Origin of the sequence: Microbacterium sp., from assembly GCF_044340635.1 — a bacterium.
Taxonomy (GTDB): domain Bacteria; phylum Actinomycetota; class Actinomycetes; order Actinomycetales; family Microbacteriaceae; genus Microbacterium.
Window position 1 is genome coordinate 101,748 of record NZ_JBIITF010000001.1, and the last position, 21,625, is coordinate 123,372.

General features: G+C 69.1%; 19 protein-coding genes. 8 read left to right on the forward strand and 11 right to left on the reverse strand.

The genetic code is table 11. The features are described from left to right. Positions 1 to 5: 5 nt before the first annotated feature. The 5 genes from ACIQ0W_RS00485 to ACIQ0W_RS00505 all read right to left on the reverse strand — a co-directional run bounded on the left by ACIQ0W_RS00485 (position 6) and on the right by ACIQ0W_RS00505 (position 5,648). The gene (locus tag ACIQ0W_RS00485; RefSeq protein WP_396640964.1) at positions 6 to 584 is read right to left on the reverse strand and encodes a signal peptidase I; all 579 of its coding nucleotides are present in this window, start codon (positions 582 to 584) and stop codon (positions 6 to 8) included. An 8-nt stretch (positions 585 to 592) separates the two neighbouring features. Further along, positions 593 to 1,159: an alternate-type signal peptide domain-containing protein gene (locus ACIQ0W_RS00490; protein ID WP_396640965.1), complete on the reverse strand. Its 567-nt coding sequence runs from the start codon at positions 1,157 to 1,159 to the stop codon at positions 593 to 595. A 315-nt stretch (positions 1,160 to 1,474) separates the two neighbouring features. Then, complete coding sequence (locus ACIQ0W_RS00495; protein ID WP_304690201.1) at positions 1,475 to 2,743, reverse strand: HNH endonuclease signature motif containing protein; 1,269 nt, start codon at positions 2,741 to 2,743, stop codon at positions 1,475 to 1,477. Between the two features lie 93 nt (positions 2,744 to 2,836). Further along, positions 2,837 to 5,008 carry an ATP-binding protein gene (locus tag ACIQ0W_RS00500; protein WP_396640966.1) on the reverse strand — a complete coding sequence of 724 codons (2,172 nt, stop codon included), beginning with the start codon at positions 5,006 to 5,008 and terminating at the stop codon, positions 2,837 to 2,839. After that, complete coding sequence (locus ACIQ0W_RS00505; RefSeq protein WP_304690198.1) at positions 5,001 to 5,648, reverse strand: response regulator transcription factor; 648 nt, start codon at positions 5,646 to 5,648, stop codon at positions 5,001 to 5,003. Before ACIQ0W_RS00505 ends, ACIQ0W_RS00500 begins: the two co-directional genes overlap by 8 nt. Before the next feature lie 92 nt (positions 5,649 to 5,740). Here ACIQ0W_RS00505 and pgm point away from each other — a divergent pair, with 92 nt between their 5' ends. Continuing rightward, complete coding sequence (gene pgm / locus ACIQ0W_RS00510) at positions 5,741 to 7,381, forward strand: phosphoglucomutase (alpha-D-glucose-1,6-bisphosphate-dependent) (RefSeq protein WP_396640967.1); 1,641 nt, start codon at positions 5,741 to 5,743, stop codon at positions 7,379 to 7,381. Between the two features lie 29 nt (positions 7,382 to 7,410). Here the strand turns inward: pgm and ACIQ0W_RS00515 are convergent, their stop codons facing one another. Then, a complete protein-coding gene (locus ACIQ0W_RS00515; protein WP_396640968.1) occupies positions 7,411 to 8,550 on the reverse strand; it encodes a glycerate kinase in 1,140 nt (379 codons plus the stop codon). 43 nt (positions 8,551 to 8,593) lie between these two features. Then, positions 8,594 to 9,586: a LacI family DNA-binding transcriptional regulator gene (locus ACIQ0W_RS00520; RefSeq protein WP_396640969.1), complete on the reverse strand. Its 993-nt coding sequence runs from the start codon at positions 9,584 to 9,586 to the stop codon at positions 8,594 to 8,596. A 55-nt stretch (positions 9,587 to 9,641) separates the two neighbouring features. Here ACIQ0W_RS00520 and galT point away from each other — a divergent pair, with 55 nt between their 5' ends. Both galT and galK read left to right on the forward strand, forming a co-directional pair. Further along, a complete protein-coding gene (gene galT, locus ACIQ0W_RS00525; RefSeq protein WP_396641150.1) occupies positions 9,642 to 10,790 on the forward strand; it encodes a galactose-1-phosphate uridylyltransferase in 1,149 nt (382 codons plus the stop codon). After that, the gene (gene galK, locus ACIQ0W_RS00530) at positions 10,787 to 11,932 is read left to right on the forward strand and encodes a galactokinase (RefSeq protein WP_396640970.1); all 1,146 of its coding nucleotides are present in this window, start codon (positions 10,787 to 10,789) and stop codon (positions 11,930 to 11,932) included. The genes galT and galK overlap by 4 nt, the downstream gene beginning before the upstream one ends. A 144-nt stretch (positions 11,933 to 12,076) precedes the next feature. Here the strand turns inward: galK and ACIQ0W_RS00535 are convergent, their stop codons facing one another. After that, entirely contained in the window at positions 12,077 to 14,305 is a 2,229-nt protein-coding gene (locus ACIQ0W_RS00535; protein ID WP_396640971.1) for a glycoside hydrolase family 3 C-terminal domain-containing protein, read from the reverse strand. Positions 14,306 to 14,404: 99 nt separating this feature from the next. On the opposite strand from ACIQ0W_RS00535, the gene ACIQ0W_RS00540 reads away from it, so the two are divergent. Then, positions 14,405 to 15,025 carry a TetR/AcrR family transcriptional regulator gene (locus ACIQ0W_RS00540; protein ID WP_100814740.1) on the forward strand — a complete coding sequence of 207 codons (621 nt, stop codon included), beginning with the start codon at positions 14,405 to 14,407 and terminating at the stop codon, positions 15,023 to 15,025. Continuing rightward, positions 15,022 to 16,530 carry a carboxylesterase/lipase family protein gene (locus ACIQ0W_RS00545; protein ID WP_396640972.1) on the forward strand — a complete coding sequence of 503 codons (1,509 nt, stop codon included), beginning with the start codon at positions 15,022 to 15,024 and terminating at the stop codon, positions 16,528 to 16,530. The genes ACIQ0W_RS00540 and ACIQ0W_RS00545 overlap by 4 nt, the downstream gene beginning before the upstream one ends. Here ACIQ0W_RS00545 and ACIQ0W_RS00550 read toward each other — a convergent pair. Genes ACIQ0W_RS00550 through ACIQ0W_RS00560 form a run of 3 tightly spaced genes read right to left on the reverse strand, consistent with a single transcriptional unit; the run spans position 16,503 to position 19,369 of the window. Further along, positions 16,503 to 17,471, reverse strand: coding sequence for a DNA-methyltransferase (locus ACIQ0W_RS00550; RefSeq protein ID WP_396641151.1), 969 nt, complete (start codon positions 17,469 to 17,471; stop codon positions 16,503 to 16,505). The two genes, ACIQ0W_RS00545 and ACIQ0W_RS00550, sit on opposite strands and share 28 nt — an antisense overlap. After that, positions 17,450 to 18,499, reverse strand: a complete 1,050-nt coding sequence (locus tag ACIQ0W_RS00555; protein ID WP_396640973.1) for a biotin/lipoate A/B protein ligase family protein — start codon at positions 18,497 to 18,499, stop codon at positions 17,450 to 17,452. The genes ACIQ0W_RS00550 and ACIQ0W_RS00555 overlap by 22 nt, the downstream gene beginning before the upstream one ends. Before the next feature lie 9 nt (positions 18,500 to 18,508). Continuing rightward, entirely contained in the window at positions 18,509 to 19,369 is an 861-nt protein-coding gene (locus tag ACIQ0W_RS00560) for an alpha/beta fold hydrolase (RefSeq protein WP_396640974.1), read from the reverse strand. 89 nt (positions 19,370 to 19,458) lie between these two features. Here ACIQ0W_RS00560 and ACIQ0W_RS00565 point away from each other — a divergent pair, with 89 nt between their 5' ends. The 3 genes from ACIQ0W_RS00565 (at position 19,459) to ACIQ0W_RS00575 (ending at position 21,603) form a co-directional block, all read left to right on the forward strand. Further along, on the forward strand, positions 19,459 to 19,929 hold the full coding sequence (locus tag ACIQ0W_RS00565) for a MarR family winged helix-turn-helix transcriptional regulator (protein ID WP_396640975.1): 471 nt from the start codon (positions 19,459 to 19,461) through the stop codon (positions 19,927 to 19,929). 5 nt (positions 19,930 to 19,934) lie between these two features. After that, positions 19,935 to 21,212: an MFS transporter gene (locus ACIQ0W_RS00570; RefSeq protein WP_396640976.1), complete on the forward strand. Its 1,278-nt coding sequence runs from the start codon at positions 19,935 to 19,937 to the stop codon at positions 21,210 to 21,212. A gap of 118 nt (positions 21,213 to 21,330) precedes the next feature. After that, positions 21,331 to 21,603, forward strand: coding sequence for a Rho termination factor N-terminal domain-containing protein (locus ACIQ0W_RS00575; RefSeq protein ID WP_396640977.1), 273 nt, complete (start codon positions 21,331 to 21,333; stop codon positions 21,601 to 21,603). Positions 21,604 to 21,625 lie beyond the last annotated feature (22 nt).

A 21,625-nucleotide genomic window follows, 5' to 3' on the forward strand; every position in this document is an offset into this window, starting at 1 on the left:
TCAGCCTAGTCCTGCAGTTGCGGGACCCGTTCGGCCGGCACTTCGGACATATCCTCGGCCTGCTCCTCGGCCATCCGAGATCGGCGATCGCGCCAGGCGCTGACGAACATCCAGACGGCGTAGAGCAGCAACGCACCGCTGAGGACGGGAGCGACCCACATCCGCAGCTCACCCGAGATGAGCACATTCATCCAGCCGAGCAGCGGAATGCTGTAGACCAGTACGCCCCGGAGCTGCGGCTCGCGAACGGGTTCGAGGTCGGCGGTGTCGTTCGCGTCTCCCTGGGTCACGAGGACACGTTCGCCGTCACCTACCAGCCCTTCCCCGACGACCCGGTGCGTCGCGACGGTCGCCTCGCCCGATTCGAGCTGGTAGGTGACCACGTCGCCGACCCGCACGTCGTTGAACTCTCGGGGTTGCACGACGACGAGCGAACCGAGCGGGATCGCCGGTTCCATCGAGCTGCCGAGAATCGTGTATCGCTCAGCGCCGATCACCGTGGGAACGACGAGGGCCAGCACGGCGGCGAGCCCGACGAGGGCGAATGCGCCCCACGCCAGGCCGCGACCGAGCGAGCGGACCACCGACCGGGTCAGCCGACGGCGTCAGGCAGCGGCTCGGCAACCTGCGTCAGCGTGAGTTGGAGTTCAGTGAGGTTGATGGGGTCAACCATCGGCTCGTCGTCCTCAAGCTCTTCGGGCACCTCTATCGTGATCCTGACAGTGAACGACCCGTAACCCGTGACGTTAAAGGCTCGTGCTTCGTTCGTCGCCGAGAATTGCGAGTACGCCCCGTTCGGAATCACCTCGAGTGTGGTTTCGATCGCCTCGAGGACGTAGTCCGGGGTCCCGGTGAAGTCGAGTTCGGGCACTCTGAGCACAGCGTCGGTTCCGCGCACGTCGATCTGATAGCTCTGCGAGTAGGTGACCACGTCCCCCGGCACCAGCCACGTCCCACCCTCCAGGGTGTCAGCGGAAACCGACTCGTCATTGAAGGCGTAACCCGCCGCGCCCGTGCGGTACATCTCGACGTGACCCATCTGAAGCAGCAGCCCATCAGTGTTGGCGGTGGCCTGCCAGTAGGCGAGCGATCCAGCACCACCCCCGAACAGAGCGACAGCGGATGCGGCGGCGATGGTGCCTTTGACGACCTTGTTCATGGGGTTCCTTGGGGAGAGGAAAACTGCAGGGTGTGGGGACTTTGCTCACGCTAGGGGCGTGCGCCTGCGCCACATGCGGCTTCCAGCCACCGAAACCAGTGGTTCTGGGCACCGCGGAGAGCGTTCATCGCTCCCTGAGCCTGTAGAAGGGAGCGCGGAGCCACGCGGGCAGGGCACAGCGGGTCACTTCGACAGGCTCAGTGACCGCAGGGGTGCGTCATTTCGTCTCGGCCCTGCGGGCCTCGCTCAATGACCGGAAGCGGGGCGGTCGTTGAGCGAGCGCAGCGAGACGAAACGCTCGGGCGCGCGGATGCCTCAGAACGGGGGCGGATCCACGCTTGGCGTGAAGTGGATGGTGGAGGGCGGCTTGTCGATATAGACGTGACCGCCCGGTGAGGTCCATTCGAGGATTCCGCCGCCGAGCTGTCGGACGGTCCAGGCTGTTTCGCCTTTCAGGGTGTGGTGCCGTTTGCAGAGGCACGCGAGGTTGCAGGTGCTGGTTTCGCCGCCGAGGGCGTAGTCGAGGGTGTGATCGCGGTCGCACCGGTGTGCGGGTTGCCTGCATCCGGGGAATCGGCAGTGCTGATCCCTCGCGCGGAGGAACCTCTTCATATCCGCCGACGGGGTGTACCGATCAACCGCGAGAACACACCCGGTGATCGGGTCAGCCAAGACCCGATCCCACCCGGTCGCGTGTCCGGCGAGCTGGCGGGCGGTGGCGGGGTCGATCGGGCAGCGACCAACCAGCTCTGCGGGTTCATCGGTCACGCCTGCCAACGCGAGAGCGGGGACGGTGACGTTCACGATCCCGCGGATCGCCCCCAGAGCGCCGGCCCCGCCCGTCATCCCCGCACCGGTTTCCACGGAAGGCGCCGAGGTGAGCAACATGTCCGCCACCAAGTCCGCGCGGATCTGATCCAACGTTCGCGCGTCGTCCGGAGCGGCCTTCTTCAGCGCCTGGGCTTGCTGCGTGAGACGGTCGTGCATGGCGTGGGCCAGCACCGCGGGTTGGGTTGAGATGAACTCGGCCATGCCGTCGCCGATGTCCCGCACGCACGCGCCCCGCGACGCCCGTGCCTCCCTGTGACGCTCCGTCAACGGGCGCGGTTGCAGGGACTCCGCGAGCCGCGCCAACGACGCCCCGAGCCTCCCCGGTGTGGTGCCCTCGGCCCGGATCAGCGCTTCGGCCTCGAACGTCGCGCGCGCATCCGGATCCGTCAACGGCAGTGCGTGTTCCATGATCACCGCTACATGCCCCGCGCCAATACGACCCTCGTCCCAAGCGTCGAACGTCGCCGGCAACGACTCCGCCAACACCGCCGCATCATTCATCCGGCGCTGTACCGTTCGGTCCGACATGCTCGCCGCAGCGCCCAACTCCGCCGCTAAAGAACGGAATGGCAACTCGGCCTCACGCGAGGAGGGCGAGGCGAGCTCTGCGACTCGACGCGTCCCGAGGCCTGCTGCCTCCGCCAACAAGCGCGCCTGCGCGGCCTGAGCCTGCGCGAGCACCCGCGACGCCTCGGCGAAACGGTCCGCAAGGTCACCCGCCTGGTCATCGAGTCCGAGACTGTTCGAATGCATGTTCGAAAGTCTACGGACGACCACCGACATCCGAACCCCGGAAATCCCCGAAATCCCGCGCGAATTACGCCGAAAAGATGAGAGTTTGCTCACCTACCTCGCGAACGTCAGCGCCCGACCGTCGACGACGACCTGAGCAGCGAACGGGCGCCCCGGTGGGAGCAGTCGACCCACGAAGCGCTCGTCAGCCGCGTCCAGCCGCTCCGTCATCCAGGCGGCGATCTCCGTGGTGAGAGCGGGCTCGACTCCTCCCTCACCCGAGTCGTCGAGCAACACGACGTCGACGCCGCGCGTGCGGGCCCGCATCGCCGCCTCGATGAGCGGCTCGTGCAACAGTCGGCCCGCGCGATACCCGTCCCGCAGACGCCCCTCGATGGCGCGCGCGTGAGCTCGATCGTCCGCATGGAGCTGTTCTCCCGCGGCGACCCGCAGGAGGAAGGGTCCGGCGAGTTCGTCCAGCGCCGCCGTGTGATCTTCCAGTTCCCGGCGAGCAGCCGCATCCCATTCCCGCTGTTCCACGATCCGCACCGCGCGCCGGGCATAGTCGCGTGTCGACCGGCGCATGCGCACGATCGCGACCGAGAGCAGCGTTCCGAGGCCCACGATCGTCGCCGTTCGCACAACGATGCTGACGAGCTGCACGGGGTCACCCCCGCGCACGACGGCATCCACGACGAGCATGACCAGCAGCAGGGCGAGCCCGGAGATCGCCAATACGGGACGCGCGTTGAGCGCCACCGCAACGAGCACGAACCCGGCGGCGGGCACGAACCACGCGCTGCCGTATGTCAGTGGCGCCGGCGTGCCCCACAGGCCGCCGAGAACGGCGATGCAGACCAGCAGTACGGCGAGCGCTCCCCGCTGTCGAAGGGAGAGCGGTCCCCGAATGGGCAGTGCGGGAATGGTCAAGGCGGCAGAAACGAGGATGCCCCCGAGAACGAGCAACGGCACCGCGCCGCTACCCGGGCCCGCAGCCGACGCCACCCCCGCGACGAGCGACTGGGCGACGACAAAAAGGGTCCCGGCGACGACCACGTCCGCGCGGGCTCCGCGACGGGGCGGCAGCGGGGGGCGTTCCACGAAATCTCCCTCGATCTGCGGGGTGTCGTCCCAGCGAAGCTCGACCCTCACGCCCCGACCGGGACTCGCCGTCACCCGGGCAGTTCCGCCTGCCACGTCGCGCATCGCGCCCTCGATACTGGCAGCGATACCCAGGCGTCCCGGAGGGACAGACTCCGGCGAGAATCCGACACCGTCATCCACGACGACGAACGACACCCCGGATTCATCCATCTCGAGTAGAATCCGACGATCACACGGGCCGGCGTGCCTGACACTGTTGTCGAGCGCCTGACGAGCCGCGATCAGAAGAGCCTCGACGGCCAGAGCGCTCGGTACAACAGCACGCGGAGCGCGGTCGATCCGCAGCTCGGCACCCGCGGCATCCGCCATCGCACGAAGCTTCTCCACCCAGTCGCTCGCCCCTCGGTCCGCACCGACCACGGCGGTGGCTCGCCGGGCCTGGGCCCGTACGGCGTCCGCCTGTTCGGGCGCGCCACCCGCCGCGCCGCGCAGAGCCGCGAGCACCTCATCGTGGACGAAAGCGGCGACCCGCGCGCGCGCCGCCAGCCGACCGTGGGCCGCGCCCTGCTCGGCACCGATGGTTTCGGCGCGGGATGCCGCCGCGTCCAGTTCGCGGCTCGCTCTCACGGCGTGAACAGCGATCACACACAGGGTCGCGGCGGTTGTCAGCGCCTGCGCGTCGTTAGCGAGGCCGATGAGCGAGTATCCACCAAGAAGCAGCCGAAACCACGCCACGATGACGATCCACGCCACGATCAACGACCATCCGAGCCGAGCCCCGCCGGTGACGACCGCCGCCACGACGATGCCGCCGAACGCGGTCAACGCCCAGGGTAGGGTGCCGTTCGATCCGGTTCCGCCGAGTGCACCGCTCGCGGGCGCGAACAGCACCAGCGCCGCGAAGAACAGGGCGACCCCGACCGCTGCACCGCACCTGAGCGCCCGAGCCCTGAGCCAGGGTGCGGCGGCGCCCACCACCACGAGCGCGGCGAAAGCGGATGCGAGCAGGATGCTGAACCACCCGGGCACCGGGACTCGGCCGCGCGTATCCGCGACGGCCAGCGTGACGATGACCGACACCACGACCGAGACGGCCACGCCGATCAGCAGGAGGCGAAGCGTCGACACTTCGGCGGCATGCGATGCGGCGCCATCCCGCACCCCGGGGGGCGAATCAACCACTGCGCGGAGCCGGCAGGAACCCGTCTTCGAGGCTGCGCTGGTAGAGCTCGACCTTCGTCGCTGCGGGGCGACCGAGCTGGTGGTAGATCGTACGTATGCGACGCAGGTGGTCGTTCACGGTGTTCTCGCTCACGAACAGCGCGGCTCCGACTTCTTTCGCACCCATCCCCACCGCGTACAATCCGAGCACTTCGCGCTCGCGCGCGGTGAGCGGGGCGGCGTGCAGCAGCGGATCTGTGTCGAGCGCGGATGCCCATTCCGTCGTGGGCACGTACTCGCCCCGCGCCGCGGCGAGCAGCGCGTCGGCGATCACGCGAGGCGGAGCGGACTTGCGAACGATTCCGAGGGCTTCGGTGCGAGACGCCTCACGGACGAGGTAGGGATTCTCGGCGGCCGTCAGGATCAGGACCGACGCTCCCCACTTCGCCGCCGCCTCCACGTTCTCGCCGGGCGTGGTGTCATCGCCGAGGCTCAGGTCCAGCACGACGAGGTCTGCGTCTCGCCCGCGCCGGACCAGCGCGGCCATGGACATCTCGTGCCGGGCGAACACCAGCCCCGGGGTGTCGTCGATGATTTCGCGCACCGCCATCGCCACGAGCTCGTGGTCGTCGACGATCGCGACCCGCGTCTGGTCCGCCATCAGCTCCACTTTCGTCGCACCGTCGGTTCTCGAACCATATCGACATCCGCGTGAGGGTGCCGTCGGCCACTCGGGCGAGGCAGACTAGGACGATGAGCCGCGCAGGACAGCCAGCCGAAGCATCCGATCTGATCGACGTCGACGCGTTGATCGCCGCCTACTACGACCTGAAGCCGGATGTCTCCGTTCCGGAGCAACGCGTCGCCTTCGGCACGAGCGGCCACCGCGGCTCGTCGTTGTCGACGAGCTTCAACGAGGACCACATCCTTGCCACGACCCAGGCGATCGTCGACTACCGAACGTCGCAGGGCATCTCGGGCCCCCTGTTCCTCGGACGCGACACGCACGGGCTGTCGCTGCCCGCCGAGCGGACGGCGATCGAGGTTCTCGTCGCGAACGGTGTCGACGTGCGGGTCGATGCGCGCGAATCGTGGGTGCCGACGCCGGCCCTCAGCCACGCGATCCTCGCATACAACCGCGCGCTTGCGGCGGATGACGCGGGTCGGTCGGACGGCATCGTCGTCACGCCGAGCCACAACCCGCCGCGCGACGGCGGCTTCAAGTACAACCCGCCGCACGGCGGTCCGGCAGACACCGACGCGACGTCCTGGATCGCGGACCGCGCCAACGCGCTGATCACGGCCGGCCTCGAAGGGGTCGCGCGCGTCCGCCACGCCGACATCGACATCGACGGGCTCGGACGGTACGACTTCCGCGACGCCTACGTACGGGACCTCGCGAACATCATCGACATCGATGCGATCAAGAACGCAGGCGTCCGCATCGGCGCCGACCCCCTCGGCGGGGCGTCGGTGGAGTATTGGGCTCTGATCGCCGAGGTCTACGGGATCGACCTCACGGTCGTGAACCCCGACGTCGACCCGACGTGGAAATTCATGACGCTCGACTGGGATGAGAAGATCCGCATGGATCCCTCCTCACCGAACGCGATGGCATCGCTCGTCGCCCGCCGCCACGAGTACGACATCCTGACCGGCAACGATGCGGATGCCGACCGCCACGGAATCGTCACGCCCGACGCCGGCCTGATGAATCCCAACCACTACCTCGCCGTCGCGATCGACTACCTCTTCTCGCACCGACCCGGCTGGTCGGCCGGCGCGGCCGTCGGCAAGACCCTCGTGTCGTCGATGATCATCGACCGGGTCACCGAATCACTCGGTCGTCGCCTGCTCGAAGTGCCGGTCGGCTTCAAGTGGTTCGTGCCCGGGCTGCTCGACGGCTCGGTCGCCTTCGGGGGCGAAGAGTCCGCCGGCGCCTCGTTCCTGCGGACGGATGGCTCGGTGTGGACGACCGACAAGGACGGGATCCTGCTCGCCCTGCTCGCCGCCGAGATCCTCGCCGTCACCGGCAAGACCCCGTCGGCGCGGTATGCCGAACTCGAAGCCGAATTCGGCGCATCCGCCTACCAGCGGGTGGACGCGCCCGCGACGCCCGCGCAGAAGGCGACGCTCGCGAAGCTGTCCCCCGACGCCGTCACGGCAACAGAACTCGCGGGAGAGCCGATCACGGCGAAGCTCTCGCACGCTCCCGGCAACGGTGCGGCGATCGGCGGGCTGAAGGTGCAGACGGAGCACGCGTGGTTCGCCGCACGCCCGTCCGGCACGGAAGACGTCTACAAGCTCTACGCCGAGTCGCTCCGTGGGCCCGAACACCTCGCCGAGGTGCAGGAAGAGGCCCGCGCGGTCGTCGCGGCAGCCCTCGGCGACTGACGTCCAGCGCTCGAGCTCGACGTACTGAGTCAGGTGTCGCCCGCGAGCGGGGGGCCGAGTTCCCGCGCGAGGTGGGCCCCCGAGGCGCGGAGCCAGACGGCAGGATCCTTGATCGCGCTTTCGAGAGAACCCGCCAGGTCGGCGAGAGAGACGGATGTCGCGAACGGCGAAGTGTCCGCGTCCGGGTCGATACGGCCCGCGACAAGGGCCGTGCGGCCGTGCGCGAGTGAGGCTACGTAAGCCGGGACCTTGCCCGCCGCGGACTGCGGGTCGTACGACCCTTCGCCCGTGATCACGAGCTGAGCGGACGCGACCCGGTCGGCCAAGCCCGTGAGCGCCGCGATCTCGGGCGCCCCGGCGACCAGCTCAGCGCCCCACGCACCCAACGCCCAACCCGTACCGCCGGCGGCACCCGCACCCGGGGTTGCGGGGTCGAAGCTCGGCACCAGGCTCGCCAACCGCGCGAGCGCCACGTCGGCGCGGGCGACGCCCTGAGCATCCAAGCCCTTCTGCGGCCCGAACACCGACGCCGCCCCCTGGGGACCGAGAAGCGGGTTCGTCACGTCGGTGAGCACCCGGGCGCCGCCCGGCGGAAGGGCGGCGAGTCCCTCGAGGTCGACCGCGACGAGCTGCTCCAACCCCGCGACGCCGTCGCCGATCAAGGCACCCCCAGAGTCCGTGAAGCGGGCTCCCAGGGCCTGCAGCACACCGACCCCACCGTCCGTCGAAGCGCTCGAGCCGATAGCGAGCACGAGGCGAGAGACTCCGGCCGCGAGCGCGTCCGCTATCGCGACGCCGAACCCGCGCGTGGACGCCGTCCACGGAAGGAGCCGGCCGCCGAGCAGCTCGATGCCCGAGGTCTGCGCGAGCTCGACGACACCGACCCCGCCCTCAGCACCGTCTCCCGCACCGTCCGGTGCGGGCAGACGCAGCCACATGGCCTCGATAGGAGTTCCATCGTGGCCCGGCACCGTGACGGGCACACGCACCGCGCGGGCGACGGCCGCCGCCAGGGCGTCGAGCGTCCCCTCGCCACCGTCGGCCATCGGCGCCAACACGATCTCGTCGCCCGGGCGTACCGAGCCCCAACCGTCGGCCAGGGCGTTCGCAGCATCCGTCGCGGTCAGCGTGCCCTTGAAGCTGTCGGGCGCCATCACGATCCGGGGCATCTGCCCATTCTCTCGCGGCGGTCACTTGCGACGCTGTTGGAACTCACGCGCGTGCGCTGATCGCTCCCGTACTGGCGCGCACGACGAGGGGCGCGGCCACGACCTCGCGCGAGCCCGGCTCGGCATCGCCCAGGACGGCAGCCACGGCACGGCGTCCGAGCTCATCGAAGGGCTGGTGGACGGTCGTGAGCGCGGGGCTGTAGTTCGCGGCGTCGTCGACGTCATCGAACCCGACCACGCTGAGCCGCTCGGGCACCCGGATGCCGCGTTCGGTCGCCGCGCGCAGCACCCCCAGCGCCATCTGATCGTTGGCGACGACGACAGCGGTCGCCGTGCCGACATCCATGAGCGATCCCCCCGCCTCGAATCCCGATGCCGAGGTCCACTGCCCTCGCACCACGGGCCCGGGGGCGCACCCCGCGGCCGTGAGCGTTTCGCGCCAGCCACGCTCGCGCTCGGCGGCGGCATACGAAGAGTCGGGCCCGGCGATGTGCGCAATCGTGCGGTGGCCGAGTTCGAGGAGGTGACGTGTCGCCGCGGCGGAACCGTCGGCGTGCGCCGTCTCGATTCCGGCGTAGCGCGGGTCGGGCGGCGAATCGACGACGACGAGGCGCAACTCGTCGGGCAACGCCACGTCCCGAAGCAGGGCGGATGCCTCGTTCACCACGATCGCACCGTCGACCCCCTGTTCGCGCAGACGTTCGAAAGCCTCGGCGGGTCCGTCCGTACCGATCCGGGCGATGACGACCGAGTATCCGCGGACGGATGCTTCGTCGACGACCGACTGCAGCATGAGCGAGTTGCCGACCGTGGCCAGCGTGGAGACCACGGCGCCGATGATGCCGGTCCGCCCTGTTCGCAAGGCGCGCGCGGCGCGGTGCACGCGATACCCGGATCGCGCCAGCGCGGCCTCGACCCGGTGCCGCGTCTCGGGGTCGACGCGTGGGCTCGCGTTCACGACCCGCGACACCGTTTGAGCCGAAACACCGGCGAGAGCCGCCACATCGGCCATCGACGGTCGCCGCGAGTTCGCCATTTATGCCTCCGATGTTGACGATATCAGCCCCGGAATATAGCGTGTTATCGTGAACATGCTCCCTGACGCCGTGCCCCTCTCGGGCGGAGTCGTCCGCCGCGCCAGCCTCCTCGCGGACGGCCGCGAACTCTTCTACTACGACGACCCGGGCACTGCGCTCAGCTCCGAGCGCGCCATCGATTCCCGAGCCTTCGGCGATCGGCCGGCCACCGCGACCATGCGCCGCGATGCCTTGACCGGCGACTGGATCTCGGTCGCCGCCGCGCGACAGAACCGGGCGTTCCTTCCGCCCGCCCACCTCGATCCGCTTTCGCCGCAAACCCCCACCAACCCCTCCGAGATCCCCTCCCTGTACGACGTCGCGGTCTTCGAGAACAAGTCGCCGTCATTCGGGCCCGGTCTGGCCGAACCGACCGACACGGCCCCCCGCGCCGACGATCCCCCACACGGTCTGGCAGACCTCGTCGCCCCCGGACTCGGCCGCACCCGCTCGTCCGTCGGTCGCTGCGAGGTGGTGTGCTTCAGCCCCGAACACGAGGGATCCTTCGGCACGCAGACGACGACGCGCGCCCGCACCGTGATCGAGGCGTGGGCAGATCGCACCGCGGCGCTCTCGGCACTTCCCGGCATCCAGCAGGTCTTCCCGTTCGAGAACCGCGGCGAAGAGATCGGCGTGACGCTGCACCACCCTCACGGTCAGATTTACGCGTACCCCTACATCACCCCCCGCACATCGACCCTGCTCGCATCCATCGATCGCGAGGGGCCCGATCTGTTCGAGCGGATCATCGCGTTCGAGACCGCGGGACCCCGTGTCGTCCTCGAATCGGACCGCTGGATCGCGTATGTGCCGTTCGCGGCCCGCTGGCCCGTCGAGATCCATCTCGCACCGAAACGGCACGTACCCGACTTCGCCGCCACGAGCCCGGAAGAGCGCGACGAGTTGGCGGATGTCTATCTGCGCCTCTTGCGCGGCGTGGACCGCATCTACGAAACCCCGACTCCGTACATTGCGGCCTGGCACCAGGCGCCCGTTCACACCGGGCGCGACACCGTGCGTCTGCACCTGCAGCTCACCTCCCCGCGGCGCGCGGCGGACAAATTGAAGTACCTCGCGGGTTCCGAGGCGGCGATGGGCGCATGGATCGGTGACATCGCCCCCGAGGACGCCGCCGCCCGCATCCGAGAGGCAATCGAGCGATGATCCCCACACCTGCGAGCGATTCCGGCGTCTGGTCGGCCCCGGGGCGCGCCAACCTGATCGGCGAGCACACCGACTACAACGAGGGCTTCGTCCTGCCGTTCGCCATCGAGTACCGCACCCGCGCAAAAGCGTCCCGCCGCGATGACGGCATCATCCGCGTGACGTCGACGTTCGATCCGACGCCGGTCGAGGTGGCACTCGACGACCTGCCGTCGCTCTTCGACCACCCGGACCACGGCATCCCGGAGTGGGCCGCTTATCCGCTCGGGGTCGCCTGGGCCGCGCTGCGGGCGACCGGCATCGATGCGCGCGAACTACCGGGCCTCGACCTCGCATTCTCGTCGGATGTTCCGATCGGGGCCGGCCTGTCGTCGTCGGCCGCGATCGAGGGTGCGACCGCGAGTGCGCTGAATGATCTCTGGGCCCTGGGCCTCTCTCCGCTCGAGCTCGCGAAGATCGGTCGGACGGCCGAGAACGACGCCGTCGGCGCCCCCACGGGCATCATGGACCAGGTCGCCTCGATGCTCGGGCGCGCCGACGCCGCAACGTTCCTGGATTGCCGGACGCTCGCGACCGAGAGCATCGACCTCGGGTTCGACGCGGCGGATCTCCGGTTGCTCGTCATCGACACAGGGGTCAAGCACTCGCACGCGACCGGCGGCTACGGCGAACGGCGTGCGTCGTGCGAGCTGGGCGCGGCCTCGATGGGTGTGCCCGCGCTGCGCGACCTGACGCTCGACGACCTCCCTCGGGCCCAGGCGCTGCTCGACGACGTCACATTCCGGCGCGTCCGCCACATCGTCACCGAGAACTATCGCGTGCTCGACACCGTACGGACCCTGCGCGAAAGCGGACCCCACGCGATCGGCGACCTGCTCGTCGCCTCGCACGCCTCGATGCGCGACGACTTCGAAATCTCGACACCCGAACTCGATACCGCGGTGGACGCCGCGCTCGCGGCTGGAGCGGTCGGCGCGCGGATGACGGGCGGCGGCTTCGGCGGAGCGGCGATCGCGCTCGTCGCCGAGGGCCTCGTGGGCAGGGTGACGGATGCCGCGACCTCCGCTTTCGCGGAGCGCGGCTACGCCGCACCGCACATCTTCACGGTGACACCCTCTCGTGGGGCCGGTCGCGACGCCTGACCTTCGGCATCCGCTCCGCCCGACCGGCGCGCCGGTCGCCCCGCCACATCCCGCGAAACACCCCGTGTGCCGCGAAAAACCCCGTGTCGTGGGGTGTCTCGGCGCACGCGGGGTGTTTCGGCGACTGTGGCTGACCCCCGCGGGTCAGGCCTGAGCGATCATCCGCTCGATCTCGTCCCGCGTCGCGGGCACATTGGGGAAGGCGGCGAGCCGACCGATCGGGAACGATCCGAGAACCTGAAGCGCTCCCTCGGACTCCGCTCCCGGCCCGAACGCGGCGGCGACGAGCGCACGCATCCGCTCACCCAGCACGGGGTGCGCCAGAAGCTCGGTGATGGATGAGTTGAGCGAGGCCGGGAGAACGAGTTCGTCGCCCGCGACCTCGGCCGAAGCAACCGAACGGATGTCGCGACTCGAGGCACCGACGTGCACCTCGTACTCGCCCCCCTCGACGACCCAGCGGTCCACGCGCACATCCCAGTACGCCAGGTCGTCGCGCCGGACGATCAGTTCGACCTCACGCGTCTCGCCCGCCTCGAGCGCAACGCTCTGGAAGGCCTTGAGCTCGCGCGGCGCCCGCTGCACCGCCGATCCCTGCAGTGCCGTATAGACCTGAACCAGCTCGCGGCCCGCCCGCTCACCCGTGTTGGTCACGGCGATACGCACAGCCATGTCGCCGTCGGAGCGAACGGATGCCTGGGCCTCGCCGTAGGCGAACGTCGTGTACGACAGGCCGTGCCCGAAGGGGAACGTCACGTCGAGGCCGCGCTCGTCGTACCAGCGGTACCCGACGAACAAGCCCTCGCCGTAGCGCACGTGACCGTGCTCGCCCGGGAAGTTGCCGTACGAGGGGTTGTCCTCGAGCCGCACGGGGATGGTCTCGGCGAGGCGCCCCGACGGGTTCACCGCGCCGTAGAGCACGTCCGCCGTGGCCGACCCCCCGGCCTGACCGAGCAACCATCCTTCGATGATCGCGGGAACCCGGTCGGCGAAGGGCAACGCCACGACCCCGCCGTTCGACAGAACGACGACCGTGCGCGGGTTCGCCACCAGGACGGCGTCGAGCAGTGCGAGCTGATCCGCCGGCAGATCGATGTGCTCGCGGTCGAAGCCCTCCGACTCAGCAGACGCGGGAAGACCGAGAAAGACGACGGCGACCTCGGACGCGGATGCCGCAGCAACAGCCTCGGCGCGGAGCACGTCGGCATCACCCGAACCATCGAGGGCGAAGCCCGCCGCGTACGTCACGGCGCCCTCAGCCGCGTATTCGGCGAAGCCATCCAGGGCACTGTCGAGCCGGGTGGGGTTGATGAGCGATGACCCGGCGCCCTGGAAGCGCGGCGTCTCGGCGAAGGCACCGATGACGGCGACCTTCTGCTCGGCGGCGAGCGGCAGCACGCGGTCATCGTTCTTCAGCAGCACGATCGCCCGTCCGGCGACCTCGCGGGCCAACGCATGGTGCGCATCGATGTCGAGGTGACCGTCGATAGCGGGCCGCCGACCGGCCTTCTGCACCAGGTCGAGCACGCGGCGCGCGACGACATCGAGCGCGGCCTCGTCGAGCGATCCGTCCCGCACGGCCGCGACGAGTTGCGCGTCGGTTGCTCCGCCGCTCGAGGGCATCTCGAGGTCGAGTCCCGCGATGACTCCGGCGACGCGATCGCTGACGGCACCCCAGTCCGAGACCACGAGCCCCTCGAATCCCCACTCGTCGCGGAGGACGCTCGTCAGCAGCCACGGGTCCTCGGACGCATAGACCCCGTTGATGCGGTTGTACGAGCACATCACCGTCCACGGCTGTGCGCCCTCGATGGCGATCTGGAACCCGCGGAGGTAGATCTCGCGCAGCGGGCGCGGGTCGACATCGCTCGAGACGCGCAGCCGGTCGGTCTCCTGGTTGTTCGCGGCGAAGTGCTTGAGCGACGCCCCGACCCCGCGCGACTGGATGCCGCGGACGAGCGCGCCACCCATCACACCCGAGACGATCGGGTCTTCGGACATGTACTCGAAGTTCCGGCCGCAGAGCGGCGAGCGCTTGATGTTGATGCCGGGGCCGAGAATGACGGCGACATTCTCGATGGCGGATTCGACACCCAACGCTTCGCCGACTCGTACCGCGAGCTCGGGATCGAAGGTCGCGCTGAGCCCGACGGCGGGCGGGAAGCAGGTCGCGGGCACGCTGTTCGCGAGGCCGACGTGATCGTTGCCGTCGGCCTGTTTGCGCAGGCCGTGCGGCCCGTCGGTCATCATGATGCTGGGTACGCCGGCACGATCGATGGCCGTGGTGGTCCAGAAATCCGCCCCGCTCGTGAGCGACGCCTTCTCTTCGAGAGTCAGGTCGGCGACGGATGGCTGGGTGACGGAATCGGACATGTTCACTCCCTCGTGGATGGCGTGCGAACTTCATGCGCCATAAAAAGCGTATGCTGCTCGGTTTTTATTGGCAAGAGGCATCCGGTCTACGCTCTACCCATGAATCGACGAGGCTCCTACGCGAAGGGCGTTGCCAAACGCGAAGAGATCCTCACGACAGCGCTCGACGTGATCGCTCGCGAAGGCCTGCGCCGCACGTCGGTTCGAGAGCTGGCGGACGCCGCTGGCCTGAGTCAAGCGGGACTGCTGCACTACTTCGACAGCAAGGAAGAGCTGTACACCGCGATCCTCCGCAAGCGCGACGAGGTCGACCACGCGGCGCATGCGCCCCGGCCGGAGAGCGAGGGGGCACCCGGTGATGCTGCCGAAGCAGTGCTGGCATCCTTCCTCGAGATCGTTCGGCACAACGCGGATGTACCGGGCCTGGTGCAGCTGTTCGCGCACATCTCGGTCGACGCAGCAGCGCCCGAGCATCCGGCGCACGAGTTCTTCCTCGACCGTCAGCGCTACCTCGGCGAGCTCCTGATCCCGGCGATCACGACTCTCCAGGCCGAGGGGCGGATCGTCGATACCATCCCGGCTGCCACCCTCGCGACGGTCGTGCACGCTCTCGCCGACGGTCTGCAGACGCACTGGCTGCTCGATCCGAACCTCGACATGGCGGGAACGATCGACGCCCTCCTCGGCGCCCTCGACCCCCGACAGGAGACCACGCGATGAGCCCGGCCGCCCCCGAAGCACGCACGCTGCAGGGAGCCGTGCGTGGCATTCGTCACAGCACGGCCGGCGGCACCGGCGAGGCCTACCTCGGTATCCCGTTCGCCGAACCGCCCGTCGGCGACCTGCGCTTCGCCGCCCCCGCAGCTCCCCGCCCCTGGGCCGGGGTGCGTGATGCATCCGCCTACGGCCCCACTCCCCTGCGGCACGACTTCGCCGACACGACCCTGATTCCCGAACCGCCCGTCCCGGGCGATGCCACCTTGAACGTCAACGTCTTCACCCCCGCCGCCGATCCCGGCGCGCGCCTGCCGGTGTGGGTCTGGATTCACGGCGGCGGGTACACGACCGGTTCGCCTGCCAGCCCCTGGTTCGACGGTGCGGCATTCGCCCGCGACGGGGTCGTGACGGTCACGCTCTCGTACCGGCTCGGTTTCGACGGCTTCGGATGGATCGACGGAGCACCGCAGAACCGCGCCGTGCGCGACTGGCTCGCGGCCCTGGAGTGGATACGTGCGAACATCGGCTTCTTCGGCGGCGACCCCGACCGTGTCACGATCGCCGGGCAGTCGGCGGGTGGCGGTGCCGTCCTGACGTTGCTCGGGATGCCGTCGGCACAACATTTGTTCCACCAGGTCTGGTGCTCCTCCCCCGCCCTCGGCGACATCGCGGTGGATCGTGCTCGCGCGATCGGTGCTCGCCTCGCCGAGCACCTCGGTGTCGCGCCCGACCGAGAGGGCTTCGCCACGGTCGACCCCGAGGTGATCGTCGACGCCCAGGAACGCGCCACGCAAGAGCCGGACGCGAAGGGGCTCGCCGTCGCCCGCGGCCTGCTGCGCGACGGTGTCGGCCTCGGCCCGGTCGTCGACGGCGACCTGATTCCCCGACCGCCGCTCGAATCCCTCCGCACGGGAGTCGGCGCCGATAAGCCACTCGTCATCGGCGCGAACGACGACGAGTTCACCATGATCACGATGGGTTCGAAGATCTTGCGGTTCGTCCCTGCGCGCCTCGCCCTGCGAGCTCTCGGCGCGAGCCGGCGGGTTGCCTCGGGCTACCTGAAAGGCAATCGTGCGGTTCGCAAACGGGGGGCCGGGCGGCTGGTGGGCCGGTACGTGACCGACCACACGTTCCGCGCGGGCGTGGCGCGCGTCGCCGACGCCCGAGCCATCGCAGCGGGGAGCACGGATGCGCCGACCGCCCGCACCTGGCTGTACCGACTCTCGTGGGTCTCGCCGACCCACGGCATCGCCCTGCACTGCCTCGATGTGCCCTTCCTCTTCGACGTACTGGATGCACCGCGGGTGAGCGCCATCGCCGGGGACGCTCCCCCGCGCGCACTCGCCGATTCGATCCACGGAGCCGCGGTGGAGTTCATGCGCGACGGGGAACCCGGGTGGGCAGCAACATCCAACGGCAGACGCGGCGCCGCGCGGGTGTTCGACGTCGGAAGCTCATCTCCCGACGTCGTCTCGGACGCCTACGCCTCGGTGGTCGCGCTCGGCTGACGCCGGATCTCGGCCTCGGGCATCCGTCTCGCCATCACCTCGATGGCGTCGGGGTTGTGATCGATCAGCACCGCACGCCGCCCCAGCCCACCGGCGACCGCGCCCGTCGTGCCGCTGCCCGCGAAGGGATCGAGCACGGCATCCCCGACCCGCGTCGATGCCGAGATGATGCGCCGCAGGATCCCCTCGGGCTTCTGCGTCGGATAGCCGGTCTTCTCACGACCGGTGGTGGGCACGATCGTGTGCCACCAGACATCCGTCGGCAGTTTGCCGCGCGCCGCCTTCTCGGGGGTGACGAGTCCCGGCGCCATGTACGGCTCGCGGTCGACGGCGTCGGAATCGAAGACGTAGTTCGACGGATTCTTGACGTAGACGAGGATCGTGTCGTGCTTGGTCGGCCATCGGCTGCGCGATTTCGCCCCGTAGTCGTACGCCCAGATGATCTCGTTCAAGAAGCAGTCCCGCCCGAAGAGCGCATCGAGCGCGACCTTGGCGTAGTGCGACTCGCGGTAGTCGAGGTGGAGGTACAGCGTGCCGTCCGCCGCCAGAAGACGCCAGGCCTCGGCGAGGCGCGGCGCCAGGAAGTCCCAGTAGTCGGTGAAGCGATCGTCGTACGAGCGAAGAAGCCCGACGACCCGCTCGTAGTCGCGGCCGTGAAAACCGCGGAAGACCGGGGCGGTGCTTGCCACACCGCCTCCCTCGATGGGCTGCGGCCCAGCGGGGTTCTCGGTCACGAGGGGACGGGACGTGTGAACCGCTCGGCCCTGTACCCGACCCGTGTTGAACGGCGGGTCGAGATAGACGAGTGCGTACGAGGCATCCGGCATCGCTGCCATCGCCGCGAGGTTGTCGCCCTCGACGACGACGACGGATGCTCCGGGCTCCGCGTCGACGACGACCGCGTCCGGCGCCGCGTCGGTCACGGCACCCGGCGCAGCCAGGCGTCGGTCGCGAACTTGGACTCGACGAGTTCCTCAGCCTCGGTATATTCCTCGGCCGTGATATGCCCGGGCTCGGCACCGTAGAGGCGCGTGAAAGTTTCGATGAAACGCTCGATCACGACGTCGCGGGCGAGCCCGGTCTGCCGACGAAGCGGGTCGACCCGCTTCGCGGCAGATACCGTACCCTTGTCGCTCAACTTCTCGCGACCGATGCGCAGCACCTCGGTCATCATCTGGCCGTCGATGTCGTAGCTGAGCGTCGCGTGGTGCAGCACCCCGCCATTCGCGAGACGTTTCTGGGCCGCCCCGCCGATCTTGCCCGTGGGGCTCGCGATGTCGTTCAGCGGCTGGTAGGTCGCCTCGATGCCGAGCGAGCGAAGCGCCTGCAGCACCCAGTCGTCGAGGAACGCATACGAGTCGGCGAACGTCATGCCCGAGACGAGAGCCGCCGGAACGTATAAGGAGTACGTGATGATCTGGCCCGCGGCCATCATCATCGCCCCGCCGCCCGAGATTCGACGGACGACATCGAATCCGTGCCGTGCCGCACCCTCGGGGTCTACCTCGTTGCGCAACGACTGGAACGATCCGATCACGACCGCGGATTCGTCCCATTCCCAGATGCGCAGGGTCGGTCGCCGCCGCCCGTCGCCGACTCGAGCCGTGAGCACCTCGTCGAGCGCGAGGTTCATGCGCGGCGAGACGGCCGGCTCGTGCACGACCTCCCAGTCGAAGTCGCTCCAACCGGGAGCCGTCACGAGCGCCCGCCGCACCGCGGTGCCGACGGACTCCGGGGTGAAACCGAGCATCTGAGTGTCGGGCGGAAGAGCAGCGCGTACCGCCGCCGCGATCGCCGTGACATCCGCCGTTTCGCGGAGGCCTTGCACAGCGGAGTCGATGGCTTCGAGCGCCGTGTCGGGCTCGAGGAAGAAGTCGCCGGCCAGGTGGAAGTCCGAGATCAGGCCGTCGCGTGTCTCGAGGTCGACGACGACGAGCTTGCCGCCTGGGACCTTGTATTCGCCGTGCATGGCTCCAGACTAGGCGCGAAAGGGAAAGCGCTTCTCGAGCCAGGCCAGCAGGTCGGCACGGACATCGGCCTGTTGAACCTCGTTGAACACCTCATGCCGGGCACCGGGGTAGATGAGCGTGGTGATGTCGTCGAGGCCGCTGCGGTCGCGATAGGCGCGCGCCAGGCGATGAGCGGATGCGGCGCCGCCCACCGTGTCCTCGCGTCCCACCATGATCAACACGGGCAGGTCAGCCGTCCGACGGTCGCGCAGCCCTCGTGCGGGGCGGCCGAACAGGCGGGCGGCATCGATCGGTCCGAACAGCGCCAGCAGCGGTCGATCCGTCGTCAGAGGGTCTTCGCCGAACGCCGCACCCACCGCAGGATCCGACGACAACCATTCGCGACCCGTCGCATCCGGTCCCTTCCAGGGCGCGTTGAGAGCGCCCGCGTTGAGCGACCCCGGCCAGCGCAGGGCAGTGCCGGTGAGCACAACGGCGTCGTAGGCCTCGGGGTCGTCGTTCACGAGGATCTGCGCGAGGAACGAGCCCCACGAGTGGCCGAGCAGCACGAGCGGAAGATCCGGGTTCTCGGCGCGGATCAGCTCGGTGAACTGCCTGAGCGCGGCGACGGTCGCGGGCATTCCCCCGGGCCCGAGGCGGCCGAGGCGAGCGGGATCCCCGTGCTGACGTAGCCCCGTGCGCCCGTGGCCGCGGTGGTCGTCGGCGTACACGATGTACCCGTTGGCGGTGAGCTGAGCGATCAGGGTGCCGTATCGACCCGCATGTTCGCCCACTCCGTGGAGCAGTTGGACGACGGCGCGCGGGGCGGTGGTCGCGGGATGGACGTCATAGACGATCGCGACGCCGTGCGCGTCGATGAACTCCGGCATGCGCCCGACTCTACCGGGGGCCCTCGTCGGTCACTCGAGGTGTTCCTCGATATCGTTAGCATGGGTAATGAGGTAGGCTAACTATCGAAATGACCACCACCGATTCCGCCGCCCCCCGTGACGACCTCACCACGACGTCGCCCGGCCTCTACGAAGAGGCCTCCGCGCTACGCATGTCCGTGATGCGCTTCTCGCGCCGCCTCCGGGCGGAGCGCGCGGTCGACACGATGAGCGACGGACAGATCGCTGTGCTCGGCTGGTTGCGCATGAAGGGTCCGCACACGTTGGGCGAACTCGCTGAGCGCGAACGGGTGTCCGCCCCATCCATGAATCGCACGGTCAACTGCCTGGAGGAGTGGGGATACGTCACCCGCACGCCCGACGAGGACGACCGCCGCAAGGTCAATATCGCCCTGAGCACTGCCGGGCACGATGTCATCACCGAAACCGCGCGTCTACGTGACGCTTGGCTCGAGGCGACCCTCTCGGAATTCACGCCGGCGGAACGGGAGACACTCGCGCAGGCCGCCGCGCTGCTGGCACGGATCTCCGAACGATGAGCGCGATGTTCCGATCTTTTTCGATCTTCAACTACCGGGTCTGGTTCATCGGCGCACTCGTCTCCAATGTCGGGGCGTGGATGCAGTCGACCGCCCAGAACTGGGTCGTCCTGACACAGTTGACCGACAACGACGCCACCGCCGTCGGCATCACGATGGCTCTGCAGTTCGGACCACCTCTGCTGCTCGTGAGCGTGACGGGCTGGGTGGCCGACCGGTTCGAGCGGAGGCGGCTGCTCATGCTCACCCAGAGCATCCTGTTGCTGCTCGCCATCGCGCTGGGCGTCTTACTCCTCGCCGGCGCCATGACCCTGCCCCTGATGTACGCCTTCGCGCTCGCGCTCGGCGTCGTCATGGCCTTCGACAATCCGGCACGTCAGACGTTCGTGACCGACCTGGTCTCGCGCGAGAACACCTCGAATGCCGTCGCCCTGAACGCGGCTTCGTTCAACGGCGCCCGCCTGATCGGCCCCGCGGTGGCGGGGCTCATGATCGTCGCGGTCGGCACGGGATGGGTGTTCCTCGTCAATGCGGTCACCTTCCTCGCGACCGTGGTCGCCCTCCTGCTGATCCGCCAGGGCGAACTCGTGCCCCGCGCCGTTTCGCGCACCGGATCGCGAATCGCCGACGGCTTCCGCTACGTGCGCGGCCGGCCCGATCTGATCGTCGTGTTCGTGATGGTCTTCCTCGTGGGCGCGTTCGGCATGAACTTCCCGATCTTCGCGTCCACCATGGCGCTCGAGTTCGGTCAGGGAGCCGACGGCTTCGGTCTTCTCTCGTCGATCCTCGCGATCGGTTCTGTGGCCGGCGCGCTGCTCGCCGCCCGGCGCGACCGGGCACGCCTCCGGGTCATCGTGCTGGCGACCATCGGATTCGCCCTGGCATCCGCGACATCCGTCCTGATGCCCACGTACTGGACGTACGCCGCGACCCAGATCCTGGTGGGCCTGTCGATCGTGACGATGCTGACGACGGCCAACGGCTACGTGCAGACGACGACCGAACCGAGCCTGCGCGGGCGCGTCATGGCCCTCTACCTCGCGGTCATCATGGGCGGCACACCCATCGGCGCACCGATCGTCGGCTGGGTCGCGGCCGAACTCGGCCCGCGCGCGGCCATCCTCGTCGGTTCGGCCGCAGGCCTGACGGCGTTCATCATCGGGGCGACCTGGCTGCTGGCCTCGGGCCGCCTGCACCGCCACCGCACGCGCCGCTTCGCGCTGGCGCTGGATCAGACTCGGCCGATCTCGGTCGTCACCGGCGCGAACCCGACCCAGGCATAGCCCGGCCGAACGGCCCCGTGCCCTCCGCCGCCGATATCCACGACCGCGCGTTGTCAACTCTCTTCCGTGTGCGCCCGCGCTCGTGGTTGGTTTGCCGTCTTACCGAGAGGAGGCGGTCATGCCGCAGGGAAAGGACTCACGCCTGAAGGACCCGGAGATGTACGAGGCACTGCGCGACGATGGCGCCTCGAAAGAGAAGGCGGCACGGATCTCCAATGCCACCGGCGGTACCAAATCCGGCAGGTCCAGCGTCGGCAGCACAGGCGGCCAGTCCGGCAGGTACGAAGACTGGACGGTCCCCGAGCTGAAGAAGCGCGCGAAGGAACTGGGCCTGTCCGGCTACTCCGGCAAGAAAAAGGACGAACTGATCCGCGCCCTCCGGGACCACTGACTCCCTCGCCCGGTCTCGGGCC

What these genes read in the sequence shown, in the direction of transcription:
- ACIQ0W_RS00560 (WP_396640974.1), bottom strand. Translation starts at nt 19,369, where the DNA reads ATGCCGGAGTTCATCGACGCGCACGGCGTCGCGATCGTCTATGACGTC.
- ACIQ0W_RS00505 (WP_304690198.1), bottom strand. Translation starts at nt 5,648, where the DNA reads ATGGCGGACCAGACGCGGGTCGCGATCGTCGACGACCACGAGCTCGTG.
- ACIQ0W_RS00515 (WP_396640968.1), bottom strand. Translation starts at nt 8,550, where the DNA reads ATGCCCCGGATCGTGATGGCGCCCGACAGCTTCAAGGGCACGCTGACC.
- ACIQ0W_RS00570 (WP_396640976.1), top strand. Translation starts at nt 19,935, where the DNA reads ATGTTCCGATCTTTTTCGATCTTCAACTACCGGGTCTGGTTCATCGGC.
- ACIQ0W_RS00545 (WP_396640972.1), top strand. Translation starts at nt 15,022, where the DNA reads ATGAGCCCGGCCGCCCCCGAAGCACGCACGCTGCAGGGAGCCGTGCGT.
- galK (WP_396640970.1), top strand. Translation starts at nt 10,787, where the DNA reads ATGATCCCCACACCTGCGAGCGATTCCGGCGTCTGGTCGGCCCCGGGG.
- ACIQ0W_RS00555 (WP_396640973.1), bottom strand. Translation starts at nt 18,499, where the DNA reads ATGCACGGCGAATACAAGGTCCCAGGCGGCAAGCTCGTCGTCGTCGAC.
- ACIQ0W_RS00520 (WP_396640969.1), bottom strand. Translation starts at nt 9,586, where the DNA reads ATGGCGAACTCGCGGCGACCGTCGATGGCCGATGTGGCGGCTCTCGCC.
- ACIQ0W_RS00565 (WP_396640975.1), top strand. Translation starts at nt 19,459, where the DNA reads ATGACCACCACCGATTCCGCCGCCCCCCGTGACGACCTCACCACGACG.
- ACIQ0W_RS00575 (WP_396640977.1), top strand. Translation starts at nt 21,331, where the DNA reads ATGCCGCAGGGAAAGGACTCACGCCTGAAGGACCCGGAGATGTACGAG.
- ACIQ0W_RS00540 (WP_100814740.1), top strand. Translation starts at nt 14,405, where the DNA reads ATGAATCGACGAGGCTCCTACGCGAAGGGCGTTGCCAAACGCGAAGAG.
- galT (WP_396641150.1), top strand. Translation starts at nt 9,642, where the DNA reads ATGCTCCCTGACGCCGTGCCCCTCTCGGGCGGAGTCGTCCGCCGCGCC.
- ACIQ0W_RS00495 (WP_304690201.1), bottom strand. Translation starts at nt 2,743, where the DNA reads ATGCATTCGAACAGTCTCGGACTCGATGACCAGGCGGGTGACCTTGCG.
- ACIQ0W_RS00535 (WP_396640971.1), bottom strand. Translation starts at nt 14,305, where the DNA reads ATGTCCGATTCCGTCACCCAGCCATCCGTCGCCGACCTGACTCTCGAA.
- pgm (WP_396640967.1), top strand. Translation starts at nt 5,741, where the DNA reads ATGAGCCGCGCAGGACAGCCAGCCGAAGCATCCGATCTGATCGACGTC.
- ACIQ0W_RS00490 (WP_396640965.1), bottom strand. Translation starts at nt 1,159, where the DNA reads ATGAACAAGGTCGTCAAAGGCACCATCGCCGCCGCATCCGCTGTCGCT.